The 19,895-nt window shown below is 56.7% G+C and carries 20 protein-coding genes; 10 read left to right on the forward strand and 10 right to left on the reverse strand.

The features are described 5' to 3' along the window. Nucleotides 1-47 precede the first annotated feature (47 nt). Nucleotides 48-596, reverse strand: a complete 549-nt coding sequence (locus IB144_RS25690) for a helix-turn-helix domain-containing protein (RefSeq protein WP_002882865.1) — start codon at nt 594-596, stop codon at nt 48-50. 99 nt (nt 597-695) lie between these two features. On the opposite strand from IB144_RS25690, the gene IB144_RS25695 reads away from it, so the two are divergent. Beyond that, nucleotides 696-1,355: an AzlC family ABC transporter permease gene (locus IB144_RS25695; protein ID WP_004195589.1), complete on the forward strand. Its 660-nt coding sequence runs from the start codon at nt 696-698 to the stop codon at nt 1,353-1,355. After that, nucleotides 1,355-1,678, forward strand: coding sequence for an AzlD domain-containing protein (locus tag IB144_RS25700; RefSeq protein WP_004146241.1), 324 nt, complete (start codon nt 1,355-1,357; stop codon nt 1,676-1,678). Before IB144_RS25695 ends, IB144_RS25700 begins: the two co-directional genes overlap by 1 nt. A gap of 40 nt (nt 1,679-1,718) precedes the next feature. Here the strand turns inward: IB144_RS25700 and IB144_RS25705 are convergent, their stop codons facing one another. Both IB144_RS25705 and fdhD read right to left on the reverse strand, forming a co-directional pair. Beyond that, nucleotides 1,719-1,931 carry a YdgH/BhsA/McbA-like domain containing protein gene (locus IB144_RS25705; protein WP_002882830.1) on the reverse strand — a complete coding sequence of 71 codons (213 nt, stop codon included), beginning with the start codon at nt 1,929-1,931 and terminating at the stop codon, nt 1,719-1,721. Between the two features lie 128 nt (nt 1,932-2,059). Continuing rightward, nucleotides 2,060-2,896, reverse strand: a complete 837-nt coding sequence (gene fdhD / locus IB144_RS25710) for a formate dehydrogenase accessory sulfurtransferase FdhD (RefSeq protein ID WP_002882828.1) — start codon at nt 2,894-2,896, stop codon at nt 2,060-2,062. Nucleotides 2,897-3,052: 156 nt separating this feature from the next. On the opposite strand from fdhD, the gene fdnG reads away from it, so the two are divergent. Genes fdnG through fdhE form a run of 4 tightly spaced genes read left to right on the forward strand, consistent with a single transcriptional unit; the run spans nt 3,053 to nt 8,576 of the window. After that, on the forward strand, nt 3,053-6,103 hold the full coding sequence (gene fdnG / locus IB144_RS25715) for a formate dehydrogenase-N subunit alpha (protein ID WP_085921749.1): 3,051 nt from the start codon (nt 3,053-3,055) through the stop codon (nt 6,101-6,103). Between the two features lie 12 nt (nt 6,104-6,115). Continuing rightward, nucleotides 6,116-7,018 (forward strand): formate dehydrogenase subunit beta, encoded by a 903-nt coding sequence (gene fdxH / locus IB144_RS25720; RefSeq protein ID WP_002882822.1) that lies wholly within the window; start codon nt 6,116-6,118, stop codon nt 7,016-7,018. After that, nucleotides 7,015-7,650, forward strand: a complete 636-nt coding sequence (gene fdoI / locus IB144_RS25725) for a formate dehydrogenase cytochrome b556 subunit (RefSeq protein ID WP_002882818.1) — start codon at nt 7,015-7,017, stop codon at nt 7,648-7,650. Before fdxH ends, fdoI begins: the two co-directional genes overlap by 4 nt. Then, the gene (gene fdhE, locus IB144_RS25730) at nt 7,647-8,576 is read left to right on the forward strand and encodes a formate dehydrogenase accessory protein FdhE (RefSeq protein ID WP_004150358.1); all 930 of its coding nucleotides are present in this window, start codon (nt 7,647-7,649) and stop codon (nt 8,574-8,576) included. Before fdoI ends, fdhE begins: the two co-directional genes overlap by 4 nt. A 173-nt stretch (nt 8,577-8,749) precedes the next feature. Here the strand turns inward: fdhE and IB144_RS25735 are convergent, their stop codons facing one another. Further along, the gene (locus IB144_RS25735) at nt 8,750-9,133 is read right to left on the reverse strand and encodes a type II toxin-antitoxin system VapC family toxin (RefSeq protein ID WP_062921072.1); all 384 of its coding nucleotides are present in this window, start codon (nt 9,131-9,133) and stop codon (nt 8,750-8,752) included. Then, nucleotides 9,133-9,375: a CopG family transcriptional regulator gene (locus IB144_RS25740; protein WP_004150355.1), complete on the reverse strand. Its 243-nt coding sequence runs from the start codon at nt 9,373-9,375 to the stop codon at nt 9,133-9,135. The genes IB144_RS25735 and IB144_RS25740 overlap by 1 nt, the downstream gene beginning before the upstream one ends. Nucleotides 9,376-9,579: 204 nt before the next feature. On the opposite strand from IB144_RS25740, the gene IB144_RS25745 reads away from it, so the two are divergent. Continuing rightward, nucleotides 9,580-10,497 carry an alpha/beta hydrolase gene (locus IB144_RS25745; RefSeq protein ID WP_065888547.1) on the forward strand — a complete coding sequence of 306 codons (918 nt, stop codon included), beginning with the start codon at nt 9,580-9,582 and terminating at the stop codon, nt 10,495-10,497. 13 nt (nt 10,498-10,510) lie between these two features. Here the strand turns inward: IB144_RS25745 and fabY are convergent, their stop codons facing one another. The 5 genes from fabY to typA form a co-directional block, all read right to left on the reverse strand. Further along, the gene (fabY, locus tag IB144_RS25750) at nt 10,511-11,452 is read right to left on the reverse strand and encodes a fatty acid biosynthesis protein FabY (protein ID WP_004178031.1); all 942 of its coding nucleotides are present in this window, start codon (nt 11,450-11,452) and stop codon (nt 10,511-10,513) included. 44 nt (nt 11,453-11,496) lie between these two features. Further along, nucleotides 11,497-11,934 carry a D-aminoacyl-tRNA deacylase gene (gene dtd, locus IB144_RS25755; RefSeq protein ID WP_002882809.1) on the reverse strand — a complete coding sequence of 146 codons (438 nt, stop codon included), beginning with the start codon at nt 11,932-11,934 and terminating at the stop codon, nt 11,497-11,499. After that, entirely contained in the window at nt 11,931-12,791 is an 861-nt protein-coding gene (locus tag IB144_RS25760) for a virulence factor BrkB family protein (protein WP_004146232.1), read from the reverse strand. Before IB144_RS25760 ends, dtd begins: the two co-directional genes overlap by 4 nt. After that, on the reverse strand, nt 12,785-13,384 hold the full coding sequence (gene yihX / locus IB144_RS25765) for a glucose-1-phosphatase (RefSeq protein ID WP_004151865.1): 600 nt from the start codon (nt 13,382-13,384) through the stop codon (nt 12,785-12,787). The genes IB144_RS25760 and yihX overlap by 7 nt, the downstream gene beginning before the upstream one ends. A gap of 135 nt (nt 13,385-13,519) precedes the next feature. Beyond that, nucleotides 13,520-15,343, reverse strand: a complete 1,824-nt coding sequence (typA, locus tag IB144_RS25770; RefSeq protein WP_002882755.1) for a ribosome-dependent GTPase TypA — start codon at nt 15,341-15,343, stop codon at nt 13,520-13,522. Nucleotides 15,344-15,721: 378 nt separating this feature from the next. Here typA and glnA point away from each other — a divergent pair, with 378 nt between their 5' ends. The 3 genes from glnA to glnG all read left to right on the forward strand — a co-directional run bounded on the left by glnA (nt 15,722) and on the right by glnG (nt 19,787). Further along, on the forward strand, nt 15,722-17,131 hold the full coding sequence (gene glnA, locus IB144_RS25775; RefSeq protein WP_002882753.1) for a glutamate--ammonia ligase: 1,410 nt from the start codon (nt 15,722-15,724) through the stop codon (nt 17,129-17,131). Nucleotides 17,132-17,319: 188 nt separating this feature from the next. Continuing rightward, nucleotides 17,320-18,369 carry a nitrogen regulation protein NR(II) gene (gene glnL / locus IB144_RS25780; RefSeq protein WP_004146229.1) on the forward strand — a complete coding sequence of 350 codons (1,050 nt, stop codon included), beginning with the start codon at nt 17,320-17,322 and terminating at the stop codon, nt 18,367-18,369. A gap of 8 nt (nt 18,370-18,377) precedes the next feature. Then, entirely contained in the window at nt 18,378-19,787 is a 1,410-nt protein-coding gene (gene glnG, locus IB144_RS25785) for a nitrogen regulation protein NR(I) (protein WP_040215788.1), read from the forward strand. Nucleotides 19,788-19,895: the final 108 nt, after the last annotated feature.

A 19,895-nucleotide genomic window follows, 5' to 3' on the forward strand; every position in this document is an offset into this window, starting at 1 on the left:
ATATGGCTATGACGTCCAGCGAGCGCGCGTCCCCCGCCGACGCGATGTCAGTTTTGCTCAGCGATCAGCAGGGCCTGCGTATCCGGCTCCAGCGCCTGAAAAACATGCTCCTGATCCGCCGGGTAGCAGATATAGTCGCCCTCGCCGAGCTCTTCCGGCGCCGACGTTAGCCCTACCCGCGCCCGCCCCTGGGTGACGATAATATGTTCCACCGAGCCTGGCGGATGCGGATGCGAAATGCGGTCGGCGCCGGGCTGGGTGAGCAGCAAATAGATGTCCCGACGCGCGCCGGGCGGACAGGCGGCCAGCAAAATGGCCTGATAGTTCGCCTGCTCTGCCACCACTTTGGTCCCCTCGCCGCGGCGGATCACCTGCGTTTTGTTCACCTGCGGCTCAAGCAGCCTGGCAAATGGAATATCCAGCGCTACGCAGAGCGACCACAGCGTTTCCAGACTCGGGTTGCCGTTGCCGGACTCCAGTTGCGATAGCGTGGATTTTGCGATACCCGCCCGACGCGCGACTTCCGCCAGCGAAAGCCCGGTCCGCGCCCGCTCCCGCACCAGACTTTTGGCGATAACGCTGATTGGCTGTGTCATACCCGCCCCTTGTTTTTTATATCGAACAATTCGTTCGCCTTGAAAAACGATCATTATGTGTTCATTATAATGGAAATTCGTTCGATATGGCTAAGTGATATGAAACAAACTCTCTCCAGTCTCAGCGGAGACACGATAAAAGCGATTGTTTTGGTCTGCCTTGCCGTCGGGGTGGTGGGCATGTCCTATGGGTCGCTGGCGGTGGCTTACGGCTTCCCTTTATGGGTGCCGCTCTTGCTTTCGGTGTCCGTGCTGGCAGGCGCTTCTGAATTCATGTTTATCGGCATTGTCGCCAGCGGCGGTAGTCCGCTGGCCGCCGCCGCCGCCGGCCTGTTAGTCAATGCGCGTCATATCCCGTTCGGGGTGACCGTACGCGAACTGGTTGGTCGGCGCGCCTTAAGCTTTATCGGGTGCCACATTATGAACGACGAGAGCGTGGTCTTTGGCTTGTCGCAGCCCACCCCCGCGCAGCGCAAAGCGGCCTACTGGCTGTGCGGCGCTGGCGTCGCGCTGATCTGGCCCCTCGGTACGCTAACCGGCGCGGCCGTCGGCAAACTGCTGCCAGCGCCGGAAACCATCGGGCTTGATGCGGTCTTCCCGGCGATCCTGCTGGCGCTGGTGATCCCGGCCTTTAAAAACCGCACTACGCTGATCCGCGCCGCCAGCGGCGCCGCGCTGGCGCTTGCCGCCGTACCGTTTGTGCCCACCGGGCTGCCGGTGCTGCTTTCGCTGTTCGGTTTACTGTCGAGGAAAAAATAATGGGCAATATGACGCTGTTTATCGCCGGTATCGCCATCCTGTCGCTGGGAACCTATCTGATGCGCCTCGGCGGCGCGAAGCTCGGCAATCGGCTGGCATTTTCCGAGCGCTCGCAGGCGCTGCTTTCCGATGCGGCGACGGTGCTGCTTTTTTCCGTCGCCCTGGCCACCACTTTCTATGAGGGCGCACATTTCGCCGGTATGGCGCGCGTTCTGGGCGTTGCTTTCGCTGTGTTCCTCGCCTGGCGCAAAGTCCCGCTGATCGGCGTGATTATCGCCGCCGCCGTGGTGACCGCGCTGCTGCGCCTGGCGGGTATAAACTAAAAAAGCGCCCTGAGGCGCTCTTTCGACAGTTGCTATACGCTTATTTGTTCAGTTCGGCAGTCATATGCACGCGGTTGCCGGTAAACGCTTCGGTGATTTTGTAAGACGAAGCGCCGGCAGCCTGCGCCTGTGCGGCGATTTTCGCTTCCGCGCCGTCCATTGTGGAGGCGGTTGCGGTCACGGTTTCAGCAGCGAAGGAAGCGAAAGAGGCGGCCATAGCGATTACTGCGACAAAAGTTTTGATGCTTTTCATGATATAAACCCTTTCATTTAGTTGTTTAGATAAGGCGCTGTGCCTTGATGTGTTAAATAGTATCCCGCACATCGCTAAACAAAAAGCGGAAGGATTTGCTGTCATTGTTCAAATTTATTGACCAATATTTAACCCGCAATTAAACGCTGCGGATGGGTATAAACTGTCGCCCTGCCCGGCTTGCAAAAGCCCACCAGCGTCAGATTGCAGCGCTCGGCAACTTCCACTGCTAAGGTGGTGGCCGCCGAGACCGCGAACAGGATCTCGACGCCGCACATCGCCGCCTTCTGCACCATTTCATAACTGGCGCGGCTGGAGACCAGCGCGGCGCCATGCTGCCACCCCTCGCCGACTTCCGCCCGCCGGCCCAGCAATTTATCCAGGGCGACATGCCGGCCAACGTCTTCAAACCCGCCCGCCAGTTCGCCCGTCAACCGGACCCACGCGGCCGCGTGAGTACAGCCGGTGAGCCGGCCAACCGGTTGAAAGTCGTTAAGATGCGCCAGGGCCTGATCGAGATTGGCTAAATCGAACGACTGAGTGAACGGCAGCGGCTGGACCGGCTTACCAATATCATTGAGCTGCTCGACGCCGCATACGCCGCAGCCGGTGCGCCCGGCCAGCGCGCGACGCCGGGCTTTGAGGCCCATAAAACGCCGGCTGGAGAGCTCAATCTGCACCTCAAGGCCGTTGCACACCGCTACCACGTCCATGCCGAAAATCTCCCGCCGGTGCTCGATAATCCCTTCGGATAAGGAGAAGCCGACGGCGAATTGCTCCAGATCTTTCGGGGAGGCCATCATCACCACGTGGGAGATACCGTTGTAGACCAGCGCGACGGGCACCTCTTCCGCTAACTCATCTGGCTGAGGGTGTTGCAGATCCTCGCGTTTCCAGAGGGAGACCTGGCGATATCCTGTGACATTCGTCACATTTTTGATTTGTTCGAGAGGCTTCTTGTTCACTTTGCTTTAACCGTATTGGAACAGGCATACACACAATGTGGTATTCTGTTTTTATCCCTTCAGGAATGAGGGAAATTTGCCCTAATTCTGAACCTTTGCGGCCTTCACCGCAAAGCAAATAACTACATGTGACAATGTCGAAACAAGGAGCGAACCATGCAGGTCAGCAGAAGGCAGTTCTTTAAGATCTGCGCTGGCGGTATGGCGGGAACCACGGCAGCAGCGCTGGGCTTTGCCCCGGCAACTGCGCTCGCGGAGACACGGCAGTACAAATTGCTGCGCACGCGCGAAACCCGTAACACCTGCACATACTGTTCTGTCGGCTGTGGGCTGTTGATGTATAGCCTCGGCGACGGCGCAAAAAACGCCAAAGCATCCATTTTCCATATCGAAGGCGATCCGGATCATCCGGTTAACCGTGGTGCGCTCTGCCCGAAAGGGGCCGGTCTGGTGGACTTTATCCATTCTGAAAGCCGCCTGAAATTCCCGGAATATCGCGCGCCAGGTTCCGATAAATGGCAGCAAATCAGCTGGGACGAAGCGTTTGATCGCATCGCCAAGCTGATGAAAGAGGACCGCGACGCCAACTTTATCGCGCAAAACGACGCCGGCACCACCGTCAACCGCTGGTTGACCACCGGGATGCTGTGCGCCTCCGCCTCCAGTAACGAAACCGGTTATTTAACGCAAAAATTCACCCGCGCCCTCGGGATGCTGGCGGTGGATAACCAGGCGCGTGTCTGACACGGACCAACGGTAGCAAGTCTTGCTCCAACATTTGGTCGCGGTGCGATGACCAACCACTGGGTTGATATTAAAAACGCCAACCTGGTCGTAGTGATGGGCGGTAACGCCGCAGAAGCGCATCCGGTGGGGTTCCGCTGGGCGATGGAAGCCAAAATTCATAACGGCGCCAAGCTCATCGTTATCGATCCGCGCTTTACGCGTACGGCGTCGGTGGCTGATTTCTATACCCCGATTCGTTCCGGTACCGACATTACCTTCCTGTCGGGCGTGATCCTGTATCTGCTGAATAACGAAAAATTCAACCGCGAATACACCGAAGCCTACACCAACGCCAGCCTGATCGTGCGTGAGGACTATAGCTTCGACGACGGGCTGTTCAGCGGCTATAACGCAGAAAAACGCCAGTACGACAAAACCAGCTGGAACTATGAGCTGGACGAAAACGGCTTCGCCAAACGCGATACTACGCTGCAACATCCGCGCTGCGTCTGGAACCTGCTGAAGCAGCATGTTTCCCGTTATACCCCGGATGTGGTCGAAAACATCTGCGGTACGCCGAAGGCCGACTTCCTCAAAGTCTGTGAATACATTGCTGAAACCAGCGCGCCGGATAAGACCGCATCGTTCCTGTACGCTCTCGGCTGGACCCAGCACTCCATCGGTGCGCAGAATATCCGCACCATGGCGATGATCCAGCTGCTGCTCGGCAACATGGGGATGGCGGGCGGCGGCGTCAACGCCCTGCGCGGCCACTCCAATATCCAGGGTCTGACCGACCTCGGCCTGCTCTCCACCAGCCTGCCAGGCTACATGTCGCTGCCGAACGAAAAACAGGCCGACCTGCAGACCTACCTGACGGCTAACACGCCGAAGCCGCTGCTGAAAGACCAGGTCAACTACTGGGGCAACTATCCGAAGTTCTTCGTCTCCATGATGAAAGCCTTCTTCGGCGACAAAGCCACCGCGGAAAACAGCTGGGGCTATGACTGGCTGCCGAAGTGGGATAAGAGCTACGACGTTCTGCAGTACTTCGAGATGATGAATCAGGGCAAAGTGAATGGCTATATTTGCCAGGGCTTTAACCCGGTCGCCTCGTTCCCGAACAAAAACAAGGTCGTCGCTTCCCTGTCGAAGCTGAAGTTCCTCGTGACTATCGACCCGCTCAATACCGAAACGTCCACCTTCTGGCAAAACCATGGTGAGTCGAACGATGTCGATCCGGCGAAAATCCAGACCGAAGTGTTCCGTCTGCCCTCCACCTGCTTCGCCGAAGAGAATGGGTCTATCGTCAACTCCGGCCGCTGGCTGCAGTGGCACTGGAAAGGCGCGGACGCCCCGGGGATCGCCGTCACCGATGGTGAAATTCTCGCCGGTATCTTCACTCGTCTGCGTAAGATGTATGCCGAAGAGGGTGGCCCGGCGCCGGAGCCGGTGCTCAACATGACGTGGAACTACTCCACGCCACACGAGCCGGCATCGGAAGAAGTGGCGATGGAAAGCAACGGTAAAGCGCTGGCGGATATCACCGACCCGGCAACCGGCGCGGTGATCGTCAAGAAAGGCCAACAGCTGAGCTCCTTTGCGCAGCTGCGAGATGATGGCACCACCTCCAGCGGCTGCTGGATCTTCGCCGGGAGCTGGACGCCGGAAGGTAACCAGATGGCGCGCCGCGATAACGCCGATCCATCCGGTCTCGGCAATACCCTGGGCTGGGCCTGGGCCTGGCCGCTCAACCGCCGCATCCTGTATAACCGCGCCTCCGCGGACCCGCAGGGTAAACCGTGGGATCCGAAGCGTCAGTTGCTGAAATGGGACGGCGCCAAATGGGGCGGCGTGGATATTCCGGACTACAGCGCCGCCGCGCCTGGCAGCGACGTCGGTCCGTTTATCATGCAGCCGGAAGGGATGGGCCGTCTGTTCGCTATCGACAAGATGGCGGAAGGACCGTTCCCGGAACACTACGAGCCGTTTGAAACGCCGCTCGGAACCAACCCGCTGCACCCGAACGTGGTCTCTAACCCGGCCGCTCGCGTCTTCAAAGGCGATCTCGAGCAGATGGGTAAGGCCGAGAAGTTCCCGTACGTCGGCACCACTTACCGTCTGACCGAGCACTTCCACTACTGGACCAAGCATGCGCTACTTAACGCCATCGCCCAGCCGGAACAGTTCGTGGAGATCGGGGAAAAACTGGCGAATAAGCTCGGCATCGGCCACGGCGATACCGTGAAAGTTTCCTCCAACCGCGGCTATATCAAAGCCAAGGCGGTGGTGACCAAACGTATTCGCACGCTGAAAGTTGACGGTAAGGATATCGATACCATCGGCATTCCTATTCACTGGGGCTATGAGGGCGTGGCGAAAAAAGGCTTTATTGCCAATACCCTGACGCCGTTCGTCGGTGATGCGAATACGCAGACGCCGGAGTTCAAAGCTTTCCTTGTGAACGTGGAAAAGGTGTAACGGAGACGACTTATGGCTTACCAATCGCAAGATATTATTCGTCGTTCCGCGACTAACGGTTTCACCCCCGCGCCTCAGGCGCGGGACCACCAGCAGGAGGTGGCGAAGCTTATCGACGTCACCACCTGTATCGGCTGCAAAGCCTGTCAGGTGGCCTGCTCCGAATGGAACGATATTCGTGATGAAGTCGGTCACAATGTCGGGGTGTATGACAACCCGGCGGACCTGACCGCCAAGTCATGGACGGTCATGCGCTTCTCGGAGGTGGAACAAAACGACAAGCTGGAATGGCTCATCCGCAAGGATGGCTGCATGCACTGCGCGGACCCGGGCTGCCTGAAGGCCTGCCCGTCAGAAGGCGCGATCATTCAGTACGCCAACGGTATTGTCGACTTCCAGTCCGAGCAGTGCATCGGCTGCGGCTACTGTATCGCCGGCTGTCCGTTCGATGTACCGCGTCTGAACCCGGAAGACAACCGCGTCTACAAATGTACCCTGTGCGTAGACCGCGTGACCGTCGGCCAGGAGCCTGCCTGCGTGAAAACCTGTCCGACCGGCGCAATCCACTTTGGCTCCAAAGAGGATATGAAAACGCTGGCCGGCGAACGCGTGGCTGAGCTGAAAACCCGCGGTTATGACAATGCGGGCCTGTACGATCCGGCCGGCGTCGGTGGCACCCACGTCATGTACGTGCTGCACCATGCCGACAAGCCGAATCTGTACCACGGCCTGCCGGAAAACCCGGAGATCAGCCAGACCGTCAAGTTCTGGAAAGGCATCTGGAAACCGCTGGCGGCCGTCGGCTTCGCCGCGACCTTCGCAGCCAGTATCTTCCACTACGTCGGCGTCGGTCCGAACCGCGCGGAAGAGGAAGAGGACAATCTGCATGAAGAGAAAGACGAGGTGCGCAAATGAAAAGACGTGACACCATCGTGCGCTACACGGCGCCGGAACGCATCAACCACTGGGTCACCGCCTTCTGCTTCGTCCTGGCGGCGGTGAGCGGGTTAGGCTTTTTCTTCCCGTCCTTTAACTGGCTGATGCATATCCTCGGCACGCCGCAGCTGGCGCGAATTCTCCACCCGTTCGTCGGGGTAGTGATGTTCGCGTCGTTTATCATCATGTTTTTCCGTTACTGGCATCACAACCTAATCAATCGGGATGATATCTTTTGGGCGAAGAATATTCGTAAGATCGTCGTCAACGAGGAGGTGGGCGATACCGGGCGCTATAACTTCGGCCAGAAATGCGTATTCTGGGCGGCGATTATCTTCCTGGTACTGCTGCTGGTGAGCGGTGTGATCATCTGGCGTCCGTATTTTGCGCCGGCTTTCTCAATCCCGGTGATCCGATTTGCGCTGATGCTGCATTCATTTGCCGCAGTGGCGTTAATTGTGGTTATCATGGTGCATATCTACGCCGCCCTCTGGGTGAAAGGCACCATTACCGCGATGGTGGAAGGCTGGGTTACCAAAACGTGGGCGAAGAAACATCACCCGCGCTGGTACCGAGAGGTCCGCCAGAAACAGGAAAAGTCATCTGAATGAGTATTCGCATAATCCCGCAAGACGAGCTGGGTTCGAGCGAGAAACGCACGGCGGAAGCAATTCCGCCGTTACTGTTCCCCAGGCTGAAAAATCTGTATAACCGCCGCGCTGAACGCTTGCGCGAGCTGGCCGCTAATAACCCGCTAGGCGATTACCTGCGCTTTGCCGCGCTGATTGCCCATGCCCAGGAAGTAGTGCTGTACGACCATCCGCTGCAGATGGATCTCACCGCCCGCATTAAAGCGGCCAGCGAACAGGGCAAGCCGCCGCTGGATATCCACGTCCTGCCGCGCGACAAGCACTGGCACAAGCTGTTGCACTCGCTGATTGCCGAGCTGAAGCCGGAGATGAGCGGCCCGGCGCTGGCGGTCATTGAGAATCTGGAAAAAGCCTCTGAGCAGGAGCTGGAGCAGATGGCCAGCGCGCTGTTTGTTTCCGATTTCGCCTCCGTCAGTAGCGACAAAGCGCCGTTCATCTGGGCTGCGCTGTCGCTCTACTGGGCGCAGATGGCCAGTCTGATCCCAGGAAAAGCGCGCGCCGAATACGGCGAACAGCGCCAGTTCTGCCCGGTGTGCGGCTCGATGCCGGTCTCCAGCATCGTGCAAATCGGCACCACTCAGGGGCTGCGCTATCTGCACTGCAACCTGTGCGAAACTGAGTGGCACGTAGTACGCGTCAAGTGCAGCAACTGCGAGCAGAGCCGCGACCTGCACTACTGGTCGCTGGACAACGAGCAGGCGGCGGTGAAAGCCGAAAGCTGCGGCGACTGCGGAACCTACCTGAAGATTATGTATCAGGAGAAGGATCCGAAAGTCGAAGCCGTCGCCGACGATTTGGCCTCCCTGGTGCTCGACGCCCGCATGGAACAGGAGGGCTTCGCCAGAAGCTCAATTAACCCGTTCATGTTCCCCGGCGAAGGGGAGTAAGTTCTGCAGTATGATTTCGGGCGGCTCTTGTCGCCCGTTTTCCTTCTTGTGACACGAACGTGCGCAGGGATTATTCACACGCGTCACTGACCGTTATCAGAGGCCAACCTTTGGCTGGAGATATTCGTTTCAGACGAGTTTATCGCTCACTTGTCGTCCTCCTGCCACTCGAATTATTCAGGGTGGATTTCGTACGGCGTGACTACGCCAGGAATACCGGCAAAATCCTTCGTATTCCGCGTAATTAGTTCCAGACGATGGAGTTGCGCCGTCGCCAGAATGAGGGCATCCGGCAGCTTAAGCTTATACTCCTGCCGCAGCGCAACGCTTCGCTCTGCAATATCCTGTGAGATGTTAATGATATTAAAGGTGCTCAGCGCCATTCGCGTGCGCTGCTCCTGGTGATATTTTTTAGCGCCAACCATCACCTCCATCCAGGTAATCAGACTGATCGCATTCTGCGGTGGCCAGGCCTCCAGCGCCTGTTTGGCTTCGCGACGCCCGCTAAATAAATCAATAAGAATATTGGTATCAAAAAGCGCAGATCCGGAGGTCATTACCACTCCTTGCGTAGCTGACGTTGATATTCCATGCCGTCTTCTTCGCAGTCTTGCCACAGACCCAGCGCACTGGAGATGGTATCTTTAGCTCGATCTTGTTTCTCCAGATATTGTTCAACCGCTTCACGTAACAGTTCCGCTCGCGGAATGTTACGCTGCACTTTGAGGTCATCGAGACGTTGAATGACATCGTCTGATAAATCGAGAAGAATTCTGCCCATATCCCTTTCAGCCATCATGCTCATATATACCTCAAGTATATCACCAGTGATGAAGTTATGAGCAATCTACAGTTTTTGAAATCGGAAACAAACAGGATTTTGTCAGGTAAACTCTTTTTTGCGAGCCGCTTTCCATAATGCACAGGCGACCTCAACAGGCCTGTCTTTTCGCCATAATCCAGGCTATAACACTGGATATTAAAACAGTATAAGGAACTTCATATGGCGCTGGAAAAAGGGATTGCTTCGCTGGTTGAGGCATTTATTGCGGCAGGTCGTCCGTCATCACGCGATCAGCATATTGATGATCGGAGGGCCGGCTATATCGTCAGTGCGGTACTCGCCGGGGAGACGGAAACGCGAGTGCGGGTGGAGGATATCACCCTGGAGGGTATGCACTTCGGCGTCGTTTCACCGCCCACAGCCGACGGCCTGCTACCCACGCTTATCTACTACCACGGCGGCTGTTTTGTCAGCGGCGGCTTTACCACCCACGATAACCAACTCCGTCAGTTAGCCATGTTCAGCGGTTGCCGGGTGATCGCTGTACAGTACCGCCTGGCGCCGGAGCATACCTTTCCGGCGGCGCACGATGACGCAGAACAAGGTGTCATGATTATCCACCGGCACGCGGAGCAGCTTGGCGTTGACGCATCACGTATCACCCTGGCTGGCGACAGTGCCGGCGGGCACCTCGCTCTGGTCACGGCCCTGCGTCTGAAAGCGAAAGCGGCGTGGCAACCCGCGCAACTGATCCTGATTTATCCGATGCTCGACGCTACCGCCAGCATGGCGAGCTACCTCAGCAATGGCGATGACTATGTGATTACCCGGGACACGCTACTGAGCGGCTACGAAATGTACCTCGCCTCGACGCCGGCAAACCATCCGGATGCCTGTCCGCTCTGGCGCGAAGATTTTAACGGGCTGCCACCGGTACACATTCTGACGGCGGAGTTCGATCCTTTACGTGATGAGGGCGAAGTGCTGTACCGAAGGCTGACGGAGCAAGGGGTGGAGAGTTCCTGTCAGCGCTATCTGGGGGTGATCCACGGCTTCTTTCAGCTGGGAGGCGTCAGCAACGCCGCGCGTGATGCCATGCGGGATATCGCCTGGCGTGTGGCATCGCCAGGACGATAACTGCCGCAGGCGCTTACTCTTCCTCGTTGCCGCCCTCTTCGTACGAGCCAAAGGGCTTCGCCGGCAGCACGATGTAGATCCCCTCGAAAACGGCGCCCTGTTTATCGTCGCCAAAAAGCTCCACCTGCATTTGCACGCGGGCTTTACGCCCGCGCGCCAGTCGGTCGAGATCGCCGCTCAGAGAACCGAGGTCGGCGATGGCGCTGGGGCGGCCGCTAATAGGCTGGCTGTAGCGGATATGCGCATCCGCCAGAATAATGGTGCCTCCCAGGTGCCGCTCGCGCAGCATCAGCCAGATAAGCCCCCATCCGGTTAAGGTAGCGAGCGAAAACAGGCTGCCGGCGAACAGCGTATGGTGCGGATTCTGGTTCCCCGCCTCCGGCATGGTGGTAATAAATTTCTGCCCGGTGTACTGCTGAATACGTACGCCCATTTTTTCACTCAGCGGAATATGCTGATACCACGCCTGCTGGAGCTGTGCGCACCAGTCGCCGCGGTGCAAAATATCGTCCAGCGACGCGACCGGTTTGATCATCAGAAAATGACGGATCGGCGTGGTGGTCGGGGTGGTGATCTCACCCTGATTGACAAATCCGAGCTTGGCGAAAAATTCCACCGCATCTTCGCGCGCGCTGCAGGTAACCCGCTTAACCCCTTCCTGACGCGCGACGGACTCCAGGGTCATCGCCATCAGCGTACCCAGCCCTTTATCCTGCACCGAGGGATGCACAGCCATAAAGCGGATGGAGGCTTCATTCTCCGCATTGATATATAGCCGGCCGACGGCAACCAGGTTGCCCTCTTCATCCACTACCATCTGATGATGCGCCATCGCATCCCAGGCGTCACGTTCCGATCCCTTAGGCTGATGCAGCGGCTTACGCAGCATCTCCCAGCGGAACTGGTAGTAGCTCTCTAACTCTTCTGCTGTTTGCGGTACACGAAGGTGATACATAGTCGTACTCTCTTTTGTTACCCGCAGCCTGCCCGGAAGCTGGGTCATACCTGCAACCAAAAGGTCACGGGACCATCATTGACCAAAGAAACCTGCATATCCGCAGCGAATCTTCCGGTCTGGGTGTGCATTTCCTGCTGGCGACAGCGGGCGACGAAATACTCATACAGCGCCTCAGCGCGGTCAGGGGCAGCGCCTTTCGAGAAGCTCGGTCGCATCCCCCGCTCGGTATCGGCCGCCAGCGTAAATTGCGAAACCACCAGCACGCTGCCGCCCGCCTGCTGGACATTCAGGTTCATTTTCCCTTCCGCATCACTGAAGATGCGGTAGCCCAGCACGCGTTCACAAAGGCGATTCGCCTTTTGTTCATCATCGTCTTTCTCGACGCCCAGCAGCACCAGAAGCCCCGGGCCAATTTCGCCCGTCACCTCGTCCGCCACGGTAACGCTTGCACGGGATACGCGTTGAATTAATGCAATCATGGTTGTTCTGTTTCTTCTGTTTTAAGTTTGCGGTATTCACCGAGAGTGACAGTAATTTCAGCGCCAAGCAAGACGATACACCAGGTCCAGTACACCCAGACGAACAAAATCGGCACCACCGAAATCACGCCATAAATTAGCTGATAGGACGGAAAGGTGGTGATATAGAGGGCAAACGCCTTTTTACCTGCCTCAAACAGCAGCGCCGCCACCAGCGCCCCGATCACCGCGTCGCGGTTACGTACCTGGGTAGTCGGTACAATACTATAGAGCAGCCAGAACGCTGCCCAGGAGAGGATCAGCGGAAATAGGCGGAGCAGATTATCAATTACGCCGTCCAGGTCGCTTGCCCAGCGCAGCGACAGCAGATAGGAACTGATCGCCAGGCTGGCGCCCGCCAGCAGCGGGCCGAGGGTCAGGATCATCCAGTAAACGGCAAAGGAATAAACTTTGGGGCGGCTGCGCGTGCTGCGCCAGATGGTGTTTAGCGCGCTGTCGATCGAGTACATCAGCAGCAGCGAGGTGACGATCAGGCCAAAGGCGCCTACGGCGGTCATGCGGCTGGAGTTGGCCACGAACTGCTCGATATATCCCTGGATTACATCCCCGGTCGCCGGAATAAAATTGGCGAAGATAAAATGACGGATCTGCACGCTGACTTCGGAGAACATAGGAAAGGCCGCAAACAGCGCGAACACGACGGCAATCAGCGGCACCAGGGACAGTAATGACACATAGGCGAGGTTCCCCGCCAGGGTGGTCATATGGTCTTCATCAATGCGCCGCCACAGCAGCTTTAGCCACGCCAGCAGCGGCCGGGTATGGTGGAGTAATTTTTGATGAACGGTTTTTAGCATAGCTGTTTCGCGAAATAGTCAGGGATGGTCTCCTTACCAGTCACCAGGATACTGGTGATCCCCAACCGGTTGGCCCCTGCTATATTATCGACGTTATCATCAAAAAAGACCGTATCTGCGGCGGAAAACCCCTCTTCTTCCAGTACTCGCAGATAAATTTGCGCTTCAGGCTTACGCAATCCCATCTCCTGCGACAGATAAATGCGATCGGCGGCCGCGCGCACTTCCGGGTATTCATCGGGCCAGAACGTGGTGTGCAGACGATTGGTATTGGAGAGCACCACCACCCGATGCCCCTGGGCACGAAGTTTATGCATGATGGTAATCACCTCCGGGCGCAGCGCGACAAACACCGCCTGCCAGCCGTGAGCAAACTGTTCATAGCTGAGGGGCATATTCATTTCATGGCACATGGCGGCGGCAAAGTCTTCATCGCTGAGCTCGCCGCGCTCATGCTGATGGAAAGCCTCACCCATGGTGAAATGCTGCTTCAGCGTCGCCAGCGGGATGCGGGTTAAATCGCTCCAGGCTCCCAATACCCGGTTGAAGTCAATGTCGACAATCACATTACCTAAATCAAAGATATAGAGCATTTTTGTCTCCTTCCGCGCCGTGGAAAATTAACTTTAGCGGGAAAGGCTGGATTTGACTATTGGCGTGTGATGCAGGAATGAAAAAAAGAAACCCCGCCGGAGAGGCGGGGTTTAGCGAACAACAAGAAGAAAAAATTACTCTTCTTTTGCACCGCGCATCGCGCGTTTACGGTCGTTCTCGGTCAGGTGACGTTTACGGATACGGATAGAGGTCGGAGTAACTTCTACCAGTTCGTCGTCATCGATGAACTCCAGAGCCTGCTCCAGGGTCATCTTAACCGGCGGAACCAGAACCGTTGCTTCGTCAGTACCAGACGCACGCATGTTGGTCAGTTTCTTACCGGTCAGGCAGTTTACCGTCAGGTCGTTGGAACGGCTGTGAATACCGATGATCTGGCCTTCGTAAACTTCAGCGCCGTGGCCGAGGAACAGCTTACCGCGATCCTGCAGACCGAACAGCGCGAACGCTACCGCTTTACCCTGACCGTTGGAGATCAGTACGCCGTTGTTACGCTGGCCCACTTCGCCCGGACGAACGTCGTCGTAGTGGCTGAAGGTGGAGTACAGCAGACCGGTACCGGAGGTCATGGTCATGAACTCTGAACGGAAGCCGATCAGACCGCGGCTTGGGATCACGTAGTCGAGACGTACGCGGCCTTTACCGTCCGGATTCATGTTTTTCAGGTCGCCTTTACGCTCGCCCAGCGCCTGCATGACAGAACCCTGGTGCTGCTCTTCGACGTCCAGCGTCACGTTCTCGAACGGCTCTTGTTTACGGCCGTCGATTTCGCGGAAGATAACTTTCGGACGGGAAACCGCCATCTCGAAACCTTCACGACGCATGTTTTCAATCAGAACGGACAGGTGCAGTTCACCACGGCCGGAAACGCGGAACGCATCAGCGTCTTCGGTTTCTTCAACGCGCAGCGCCACGTTGTGCACCAGCTCTTTATTCAGACGGTCCAGGATCTGGCGAGAGGTAACGAACTTACCTTCTTTACCGCAGAACGGAGAGGTGTTGACGTTGAAGAACATGGAAACGGTCGGCTCATCAACGGACAGGGCCGGCAGCGCTTCGACATTCTGCGGGTCGCAGATGGTGTCGGAGATGTTCAGCTCGCCCAGACCGGTGATCGCGATAATGTCGCCAGCTTCAGCTACGTCGCTCTCAATTCGCTCCAGACCCAGGTGAGTCAGTACCTTACCGACTTTACCGTTACGGGTTTTGCCTTCGCTATCGATGATAGTGACCTGCTGGTTCGGCTTCACTTTACCGCGCTTGATGCGGCCGATGCCGATAACACCAACGTAGTTGTTGTAGTCCAGCTGGGAGATCTGCATCTGCAGCGGACCGTCAAGATCAACGTCCGGCGCCGGCACGCGATCGACAATCGCCTGGTACAGCGGGGTCATGTCGTCAGCCATGTCTTCGTGATCCAGACCCGCGATACCGTTCAGCGCGGACGCGTAAACGATCGGGAAGTCCAGCTGTTCGTCGGTCGCATCGAGGTTAACGAACAGGTCGAACACCTGATCGACAACCCAGTCCGGACGCGCGCCCGGGCGGTCAACTTTGTTGATGACCACGATCGGCTTCAGACCGTGGGCAAAAGCTTTTTTGGTCACGAAGCGCGTTTGCGGCATCGGGCCATCAAAGGCATCTACCACCAGCAGCACAGAGTCAACCATGGACATAACACGCTCAACTTCACCTCCGAAGTCGGCGTGCCCTGGGGTATCAACGATGTTGATACGGTAATCATTCCATTTGATTGCGGTGTTTTTCGCGAGGATGGTAATCCCACGCTCTTTCTCCAAATCGTTGGAGTCCATCACACGTTCTTGTGCTTCAGTACGTGCGTCGAACGTACCGGATTGCTGTAGCAGCTTGTCAACCAGGGTAGTTTTACCATGGTCAACGTGCGCGATGATGGCGATATTACGCAGATTTTCGATCACAACTTTGCCTCAGGCATTAGAAATAGCGCGTTATTGTACACGTATTAAGCGAAGGACTGAACAGGATCACAAACATCCTCCGCAAACAAGTATTGCAGAGTTTCTTTGTGACCGCTTTCACGGAGCGATAAAAGGGCACCGTAACAAAAATTGCACCAAAATGGTGCTCAATGTTCACACTGAAGCATTATTTTGGTGCATTATCTCCATCATGGTGCAGTCCTTTTGCACTATGGTGCGCATGATACAGCGTTTTATGGGGCATTTAAAAGTTGGCACAGATTTCGCTTTATATTTTTTAAGGCAACAACGCCACTTTTAAGCAGTATGAAGTTTTCGTTACCACGACGACAATGACCAATCCGGGAGAGTTTAAGTATGTCCGCTGAACACGTTTTGACGATGCTGAACGAGCACGAAGTGAAGTTTGTCGATCTGCGCTTCACCGATACCAAAGGTAAAGAACAGCACGTCACGATTCCGTCTCATCAGGTAAATGCCGAATTCTTCGAAGAAGGCAAAATGTTTGATGGCTCCTCGATTGGTGGCTGGAAAGGTATCAACGAATCTGACATGGTCCTGATGCCGGACGCGTCCACCGCGGTCATTGACCCGTTCTACGAAGAACCGACCCTGATCATCCGCTGCGATATCCTCGAGCCAGGCACCCTGCAGGGCTATGACCGTGACCCGCGCTCCATCGCGAAACGCGCTGAAGAGTACCTGCGCGCCACCGGCATCGCTGATACCGTCCTGTTCGGGCCAGAACCAGAATTCTTCCTGTTCGACGACATCCGTTTTGGCGCCTCTATCTCCGGCTCCCATGTCGCGATCGATGACATTGAAGGTGCGTGGAACTCCTCCACCAAATACGAAGGCGGTAACAAAGGTCACCGTCCGGGCGTGAAAGGGGGTTACTTCCCGGTTCCGCCAGTAGACTCTTCTCAGGACATCCGTTCCACCATGTGTATGATCATGGAAGAGATGGGTCTGGTTGTTGAAGCCCATCACCATGAAGTAGCAACCGCAGGTCAGAACGAAGTGGCAACCCGCTTCAATACCATGACCAAAAAAGCGGATGAAATTCAGATTTACAAATACGTTGTTCACAACGTCGCTCACCGCTTTGGTAAAACCGCGACCTTTATGCCGAAACCGATGTTCGGCGACAACGGCTCCGGCATGCACTGCCATATGTCTCTGGCGAAAAACGGGACCAACCTGTTCTCCGGCGACAAATACGCCGGTCTGTCTGAGCAGGCGCTGTTCTACATCGGCGGCGTAATCAAACACGCTAAAGCCATCAACGCCCTGGCGAACCCGACCACCAACTCCTACAAGCGTCTGGTCCCGGGTTACGAAGCGCCGGTTATGCTGGCTTACTCTGCCCGTAACCGCTCTGCCTCTATCCGTATTCCGGTGGTGACCTCTCCGAAAGCGCGTCGTATCGAAGTGCGCTTCCCGGACCCGGCTGCCAACCCGTACCTGTGCTTTGCGGCGCTGCTGATGGCTGGCCTTGATGGTATCAAGAACAAAATCCATCCGGGCGAAGCAATGGATAAAAACCTGTATGACCTGCCGCCGGAAGAAGCGAAAGAGATCCCGCAGGTTGCCGGTTCTCTGGAAGAAGCCCTGCAGGCCCTGGATGCTGACCGCGAGTTCCTGACCGCTGGCGGCGTGTTCACCAATGACGCTATCGATGCCTACATCGCCCTGCGTATGGAAGAGAACGACCGCGTACGCATGACTCCGCATCCGGTTGAGTTCGAACTGTACTACAGCGTCTAATTTTGCTGTAAATCCAGGGTATGTCGTGTTGTGGCGCGAGATGCCCGGGATATTTTGTTGCCGTGGAAACTTTCAGCCCATCTCAGGATGGGCTTTTTTCTCCACCAACACGCTGATCTCGCGAGCTTTTTACCGATAAAAAGCTATACTGCACTAAATTGGTGCACTCATTTTCAGGAGACTGTCGAATGGCAACAGGCACACTGCCCGATGCTGGGCAGATCCTTAACTCCCTTATCAACAGTATTTTACTGGTCGATGATGACCTGGCGGTGCACTTTGCCAACCCTGCGGCGCAGCAGCTGCTGGCGCAGAGCTCGCGCAAACTGTTTGGCACCCCATTACCTGAGCTGTTGAGCTATTTTTCGTTGAATATCGGGCTGATGCAGGAGAGCCTGCAGGCGGGCCAGGGATTTACCGATAACGAAGTGACGCTGGTTATCGATGGCCGTTCGCACATCCTGTCGTTGACCGCCCAGCGGCTGCCGGAAGGCTTTATTCTGCTGGAAATGGCGCCGATGGATAATCAGCGCCGCCTGAGCCAGGAGCAGCTGCAGCATGCGCAGCAGGTCGCCGCTCGCGACCTCGTCCGCGGCCTGGCGCATGAGATAAAAAACCCGTTAGGCGGCCTGCGCGGCGCGGCCCAGCTGCTCAGCAAAGCGCTGCCCGACCCGGCGCTAACGGAATATACCAAAGTGATCATTGAGCAGGCCGACCGGCTAAGAAATCTGGTCGACCGCCTGCTCGGACCACAGCATCCGGGCATGCACGTTACCGAAAGCATCCACAAAGTCGCCGAACGGGTAGTTAAACTGGTTTCCATGGAGTTGCCGGACAACGTGAAGTTGATCCGCGATTACGACCCCAGCCTACCAGAGCTACCCCACGACCCGGATCAAATTGAACAGGTGTTGCTGAACATCGTCCGTAATGCGCTGCAGGCTCTGGGGCCGGAAGGGGGCGAAATTATTCTTCGCACCCGCACCGCTTTCCAGCTGACGCTGCACGGGGTGCGTTATCGCCTCGCCGCCCGCATCGACGTTGAAGATAATGGCCCGGGTATTCCGCCCCATCTCCAGGATACGCTGTTCTATCCGATGGTCAGCGGCCGCGAAGGCGGTACCGGCCTGGGCTTATCTATCGCCCGTAGCCTTATCGATCAGCACTCCGGCAAAATTGAATTCACCAGCTGGCCGGGTCATACCGAATTTTCGGTATACCTGCCTATTCGGAAGTAGAGGTGTTTATGCAACGAGGGATAGCCTGGATCGTTGATGACGATAGCTCCATCCGCTGGGTGCTTGAACGCGCGCTCACCGGAGCCGGCTTGAGCTGCACAACGTTCGAAAGCGGCAATGAGGTGCTAGATGCCCTCACCACCAAAACCCCGGATGTACTGCTGTCAGATATCCGTATGCCCGGAATGGATGGTTTGGCGCTGCTCAAACAGATTAAGCAGCGCCATCCAATGCTTCCGGTCATCATAATGACCGCGCATTCCGATCTGGACGCCGCGGTCAGCGCTTATCAGCAGGGCGCGTTTGATTATTTGCCCAAACCTTTTGATATCGATGAAGCCGTCGCCCTCGTCGACCGGGCGATAAGCCACTATCAAGAGCAACAGCAGCCGCGAAATGTGCCGATAAGTAGCCCAACCGCCGACATCATCGGCGAAGCGCCAGCTATGCAGGATGTCTTTCGCATTATTGGCCGCCTGTCGCGCTCATCCATCAGCGTGCTGATCAATGGCGAATCCGGTACCGGTAAAGAGCTTGTCGCACATGCCCTGCATCGCCATAGTCCACGCTCAAAAGCGCCGTTTATCGCGCTGAATATGGCGGCGATCCCCAAGGACCTGATTGAGTCCGAGCTGTTCGGCCATGAAAAAGGAGCCTTTACCGGCGCCAATACCGTCCGTCAGGGTCGCTTTGAACAGGCTGACGGCGGTACGCTGTTCCTGGATGAAATTGGCGATATGCCGCTTGATGTCCAGACTCGTCTGCTGCGCGTGCTGGCGGATGGTCAGTTTTATCGCGTGGGCGGTTACGCGCCGGTCAAGGTCGATGTGCGGATCATCGCCGCTACCCACCAGAACCTGGAACAGCGCGTGCAGGAGGGGAAATTTCGTGAAGATTTGTTCCACCGCCTGAACGTCATCCGGGTGCATTTACCGCCGCTGCGCGAGCGCCGGGAAGATATTCCACGCCTGGCCCGCCATTTTCTGCAGATAGCCGCCCGCGAGCTCGGCGTTGAAGCCAAACAGCTGCATCCGGAAACGGAGACAGCGCTGACCCGCCTGGCGTGGCCAGGCAACGTCCGTCAGCTGGAAAACACCTGTCGCTGGCTCACCGTCATGGCCGCCGGCCAGGAGGTGCTGACGCAGGATCTGCCGAGCGAACTGTTTGAGACCACGATTCCTGATAGCCCAACGCAGATGCAGCCTGACAGCTGGGCTACGCTGCTGGGTCAGTGGGCCGATCGGGCGTTGCGATCCGGTCATCAAAACCTGCTCTCAGAAGCGCAACCCGAAATGGAGCGCACGCTGCTAACGACCGCCCTGCGCCATACTCAGGGGCACAAGCAGGAGGCTGCGCGCCTGCTGGGATGGGGACGTAATACCCTGACGCGTAAGCTAAAAGAGTTGGGTATGGAGTAGGGTTCAACAGCATGATGAAAAATAGCCGATCGGCGCAAAGTGCTGCTATTTTGTACTTTACTGTTCCGATGAGTTGAGTATGATCGTGCCCGGCATTAGGGGAGAGCA

This window comes from Klebsiella sp. K4, assembly GCF_014596785.2.
GTDB lineage: Bacteria > Pseudomonadota > Gammaproteobacteria > Enterobacterales > Enterobacteriaceae > Klebsiella > Klebsiella pneumoniae.

Bases quoted from the DNA above. Each gene is read 5' to 3' on its own strand.
- IB144_RS25745 (WP_065888547.1), top strand. From the start codon at position 9,580: ATGGCGCTGGAAAAAGGGATTGCTTCGCTGGTTGAGGCATTTATTGCG.
- fdxH (WP_002882822.1), top strand. From the start codon at position 6,116: ATGGCTTACCAATCGCAAGATATTATTCGTCGTTCCGCGACTAACGGT.
- IB144_RS25690 (WP_002882865.1), bottom strand. From the start codon at position 596: ATGACACAGCCAATCAGCGTTATCGCCAAAAGTCTGGTGCGGGAGCGG.
- dtd (WP_002882809.1), bottom strand. From the start codon at position 11,934: ATGATTGCATTAATTCAACGCGTATCCCGTGCAAGCGTTACCGTGGCG.
- fabY (WP_004178031.1), bottom strand. From the start codon at position 11,452: ATGTATCACCTTCGTGTACCGCAAACAGCAGAAGAGTTAGAGAGCTAC.
- IB144_RS25740 (WP_004150355.1), bottom strand. From the start codon at position 9,375: ATGATGGCTGAAAGGGATATGGGCAGAATTCTTCTCGATTTATCAGAC.
- IB144_RS25735 (WP_062921072.1), bottom strand. From the start codon at position 9,133: ATGACCTCCGGATCTGCGCTTTTTGATACCAATATTCTTATTGATTTA.
- glnA (WP_002882753.1), top strand. From the start codon at position 15,722: ATGTCCGCTGAACACGTTTTGACGATGCTGAACGAGCACGAAGTGAAG.
- glnG (WP_040215788.1), top strand. From the start codon at position 18,378: ATGCAACGAGGGATAGCCTGGATCGTTGATGACGATAGCTCCATCCGC.
- glnL (WP_004146229.1), top strand. From the start codon at position 17,320: ATGGCAACAGGCACACTGCCCGATGCTGGGCAGATCCTTAACTCCCTT.
- yihX (WP_004151865.1), bottom strand. From the start codon at position 13,384: ATGCTCTATATCTTTGATTTAGGTAATGTGATTGTCGACATTGACTTC.
- fdoI (WP_002882818.1), top strand. From the start codon at position 7,015: ATGAAAAGACGTGACACCATCGTGCGCTACACGGCGCCGGAACGCATC.
- fdhE (WP_004150358.1), top strand. From the start codon at position 7,647: ATGAGTATTCGCATAATCCCGCAAGACGAGCTGGGTTCGAGCGAGAAA.
- IB144_RS25705 (WP_002882830.1), bottom strand. From the start codon at position 1,931: ATGAAAAGCATCAAAACTTTTGTCGCAGTAATCGCTATGGCCGCCTCT.
- IB144_RS25695 (WP_004195589.1), top strand. From the start codon at position 696: ATGAAACAAACTCTCTCCAGTCTCAGCGGAGACACGATAAAAGCGATT.
- IB144_RS25700 (WP_004146241.1), top strand. From the start codon at position 1,355: ATGGGCAATATGACGCTGTTTATCGCCGGTATCGCCATCCTGTCGCTG.
- IB144_RS25760 (WP_004146232.1), bottom strand. From the start codon at position 12,791: ATGCTAAAAACCGTTCATCAAAAATTACTCCACCATACCCGGCCGCTG.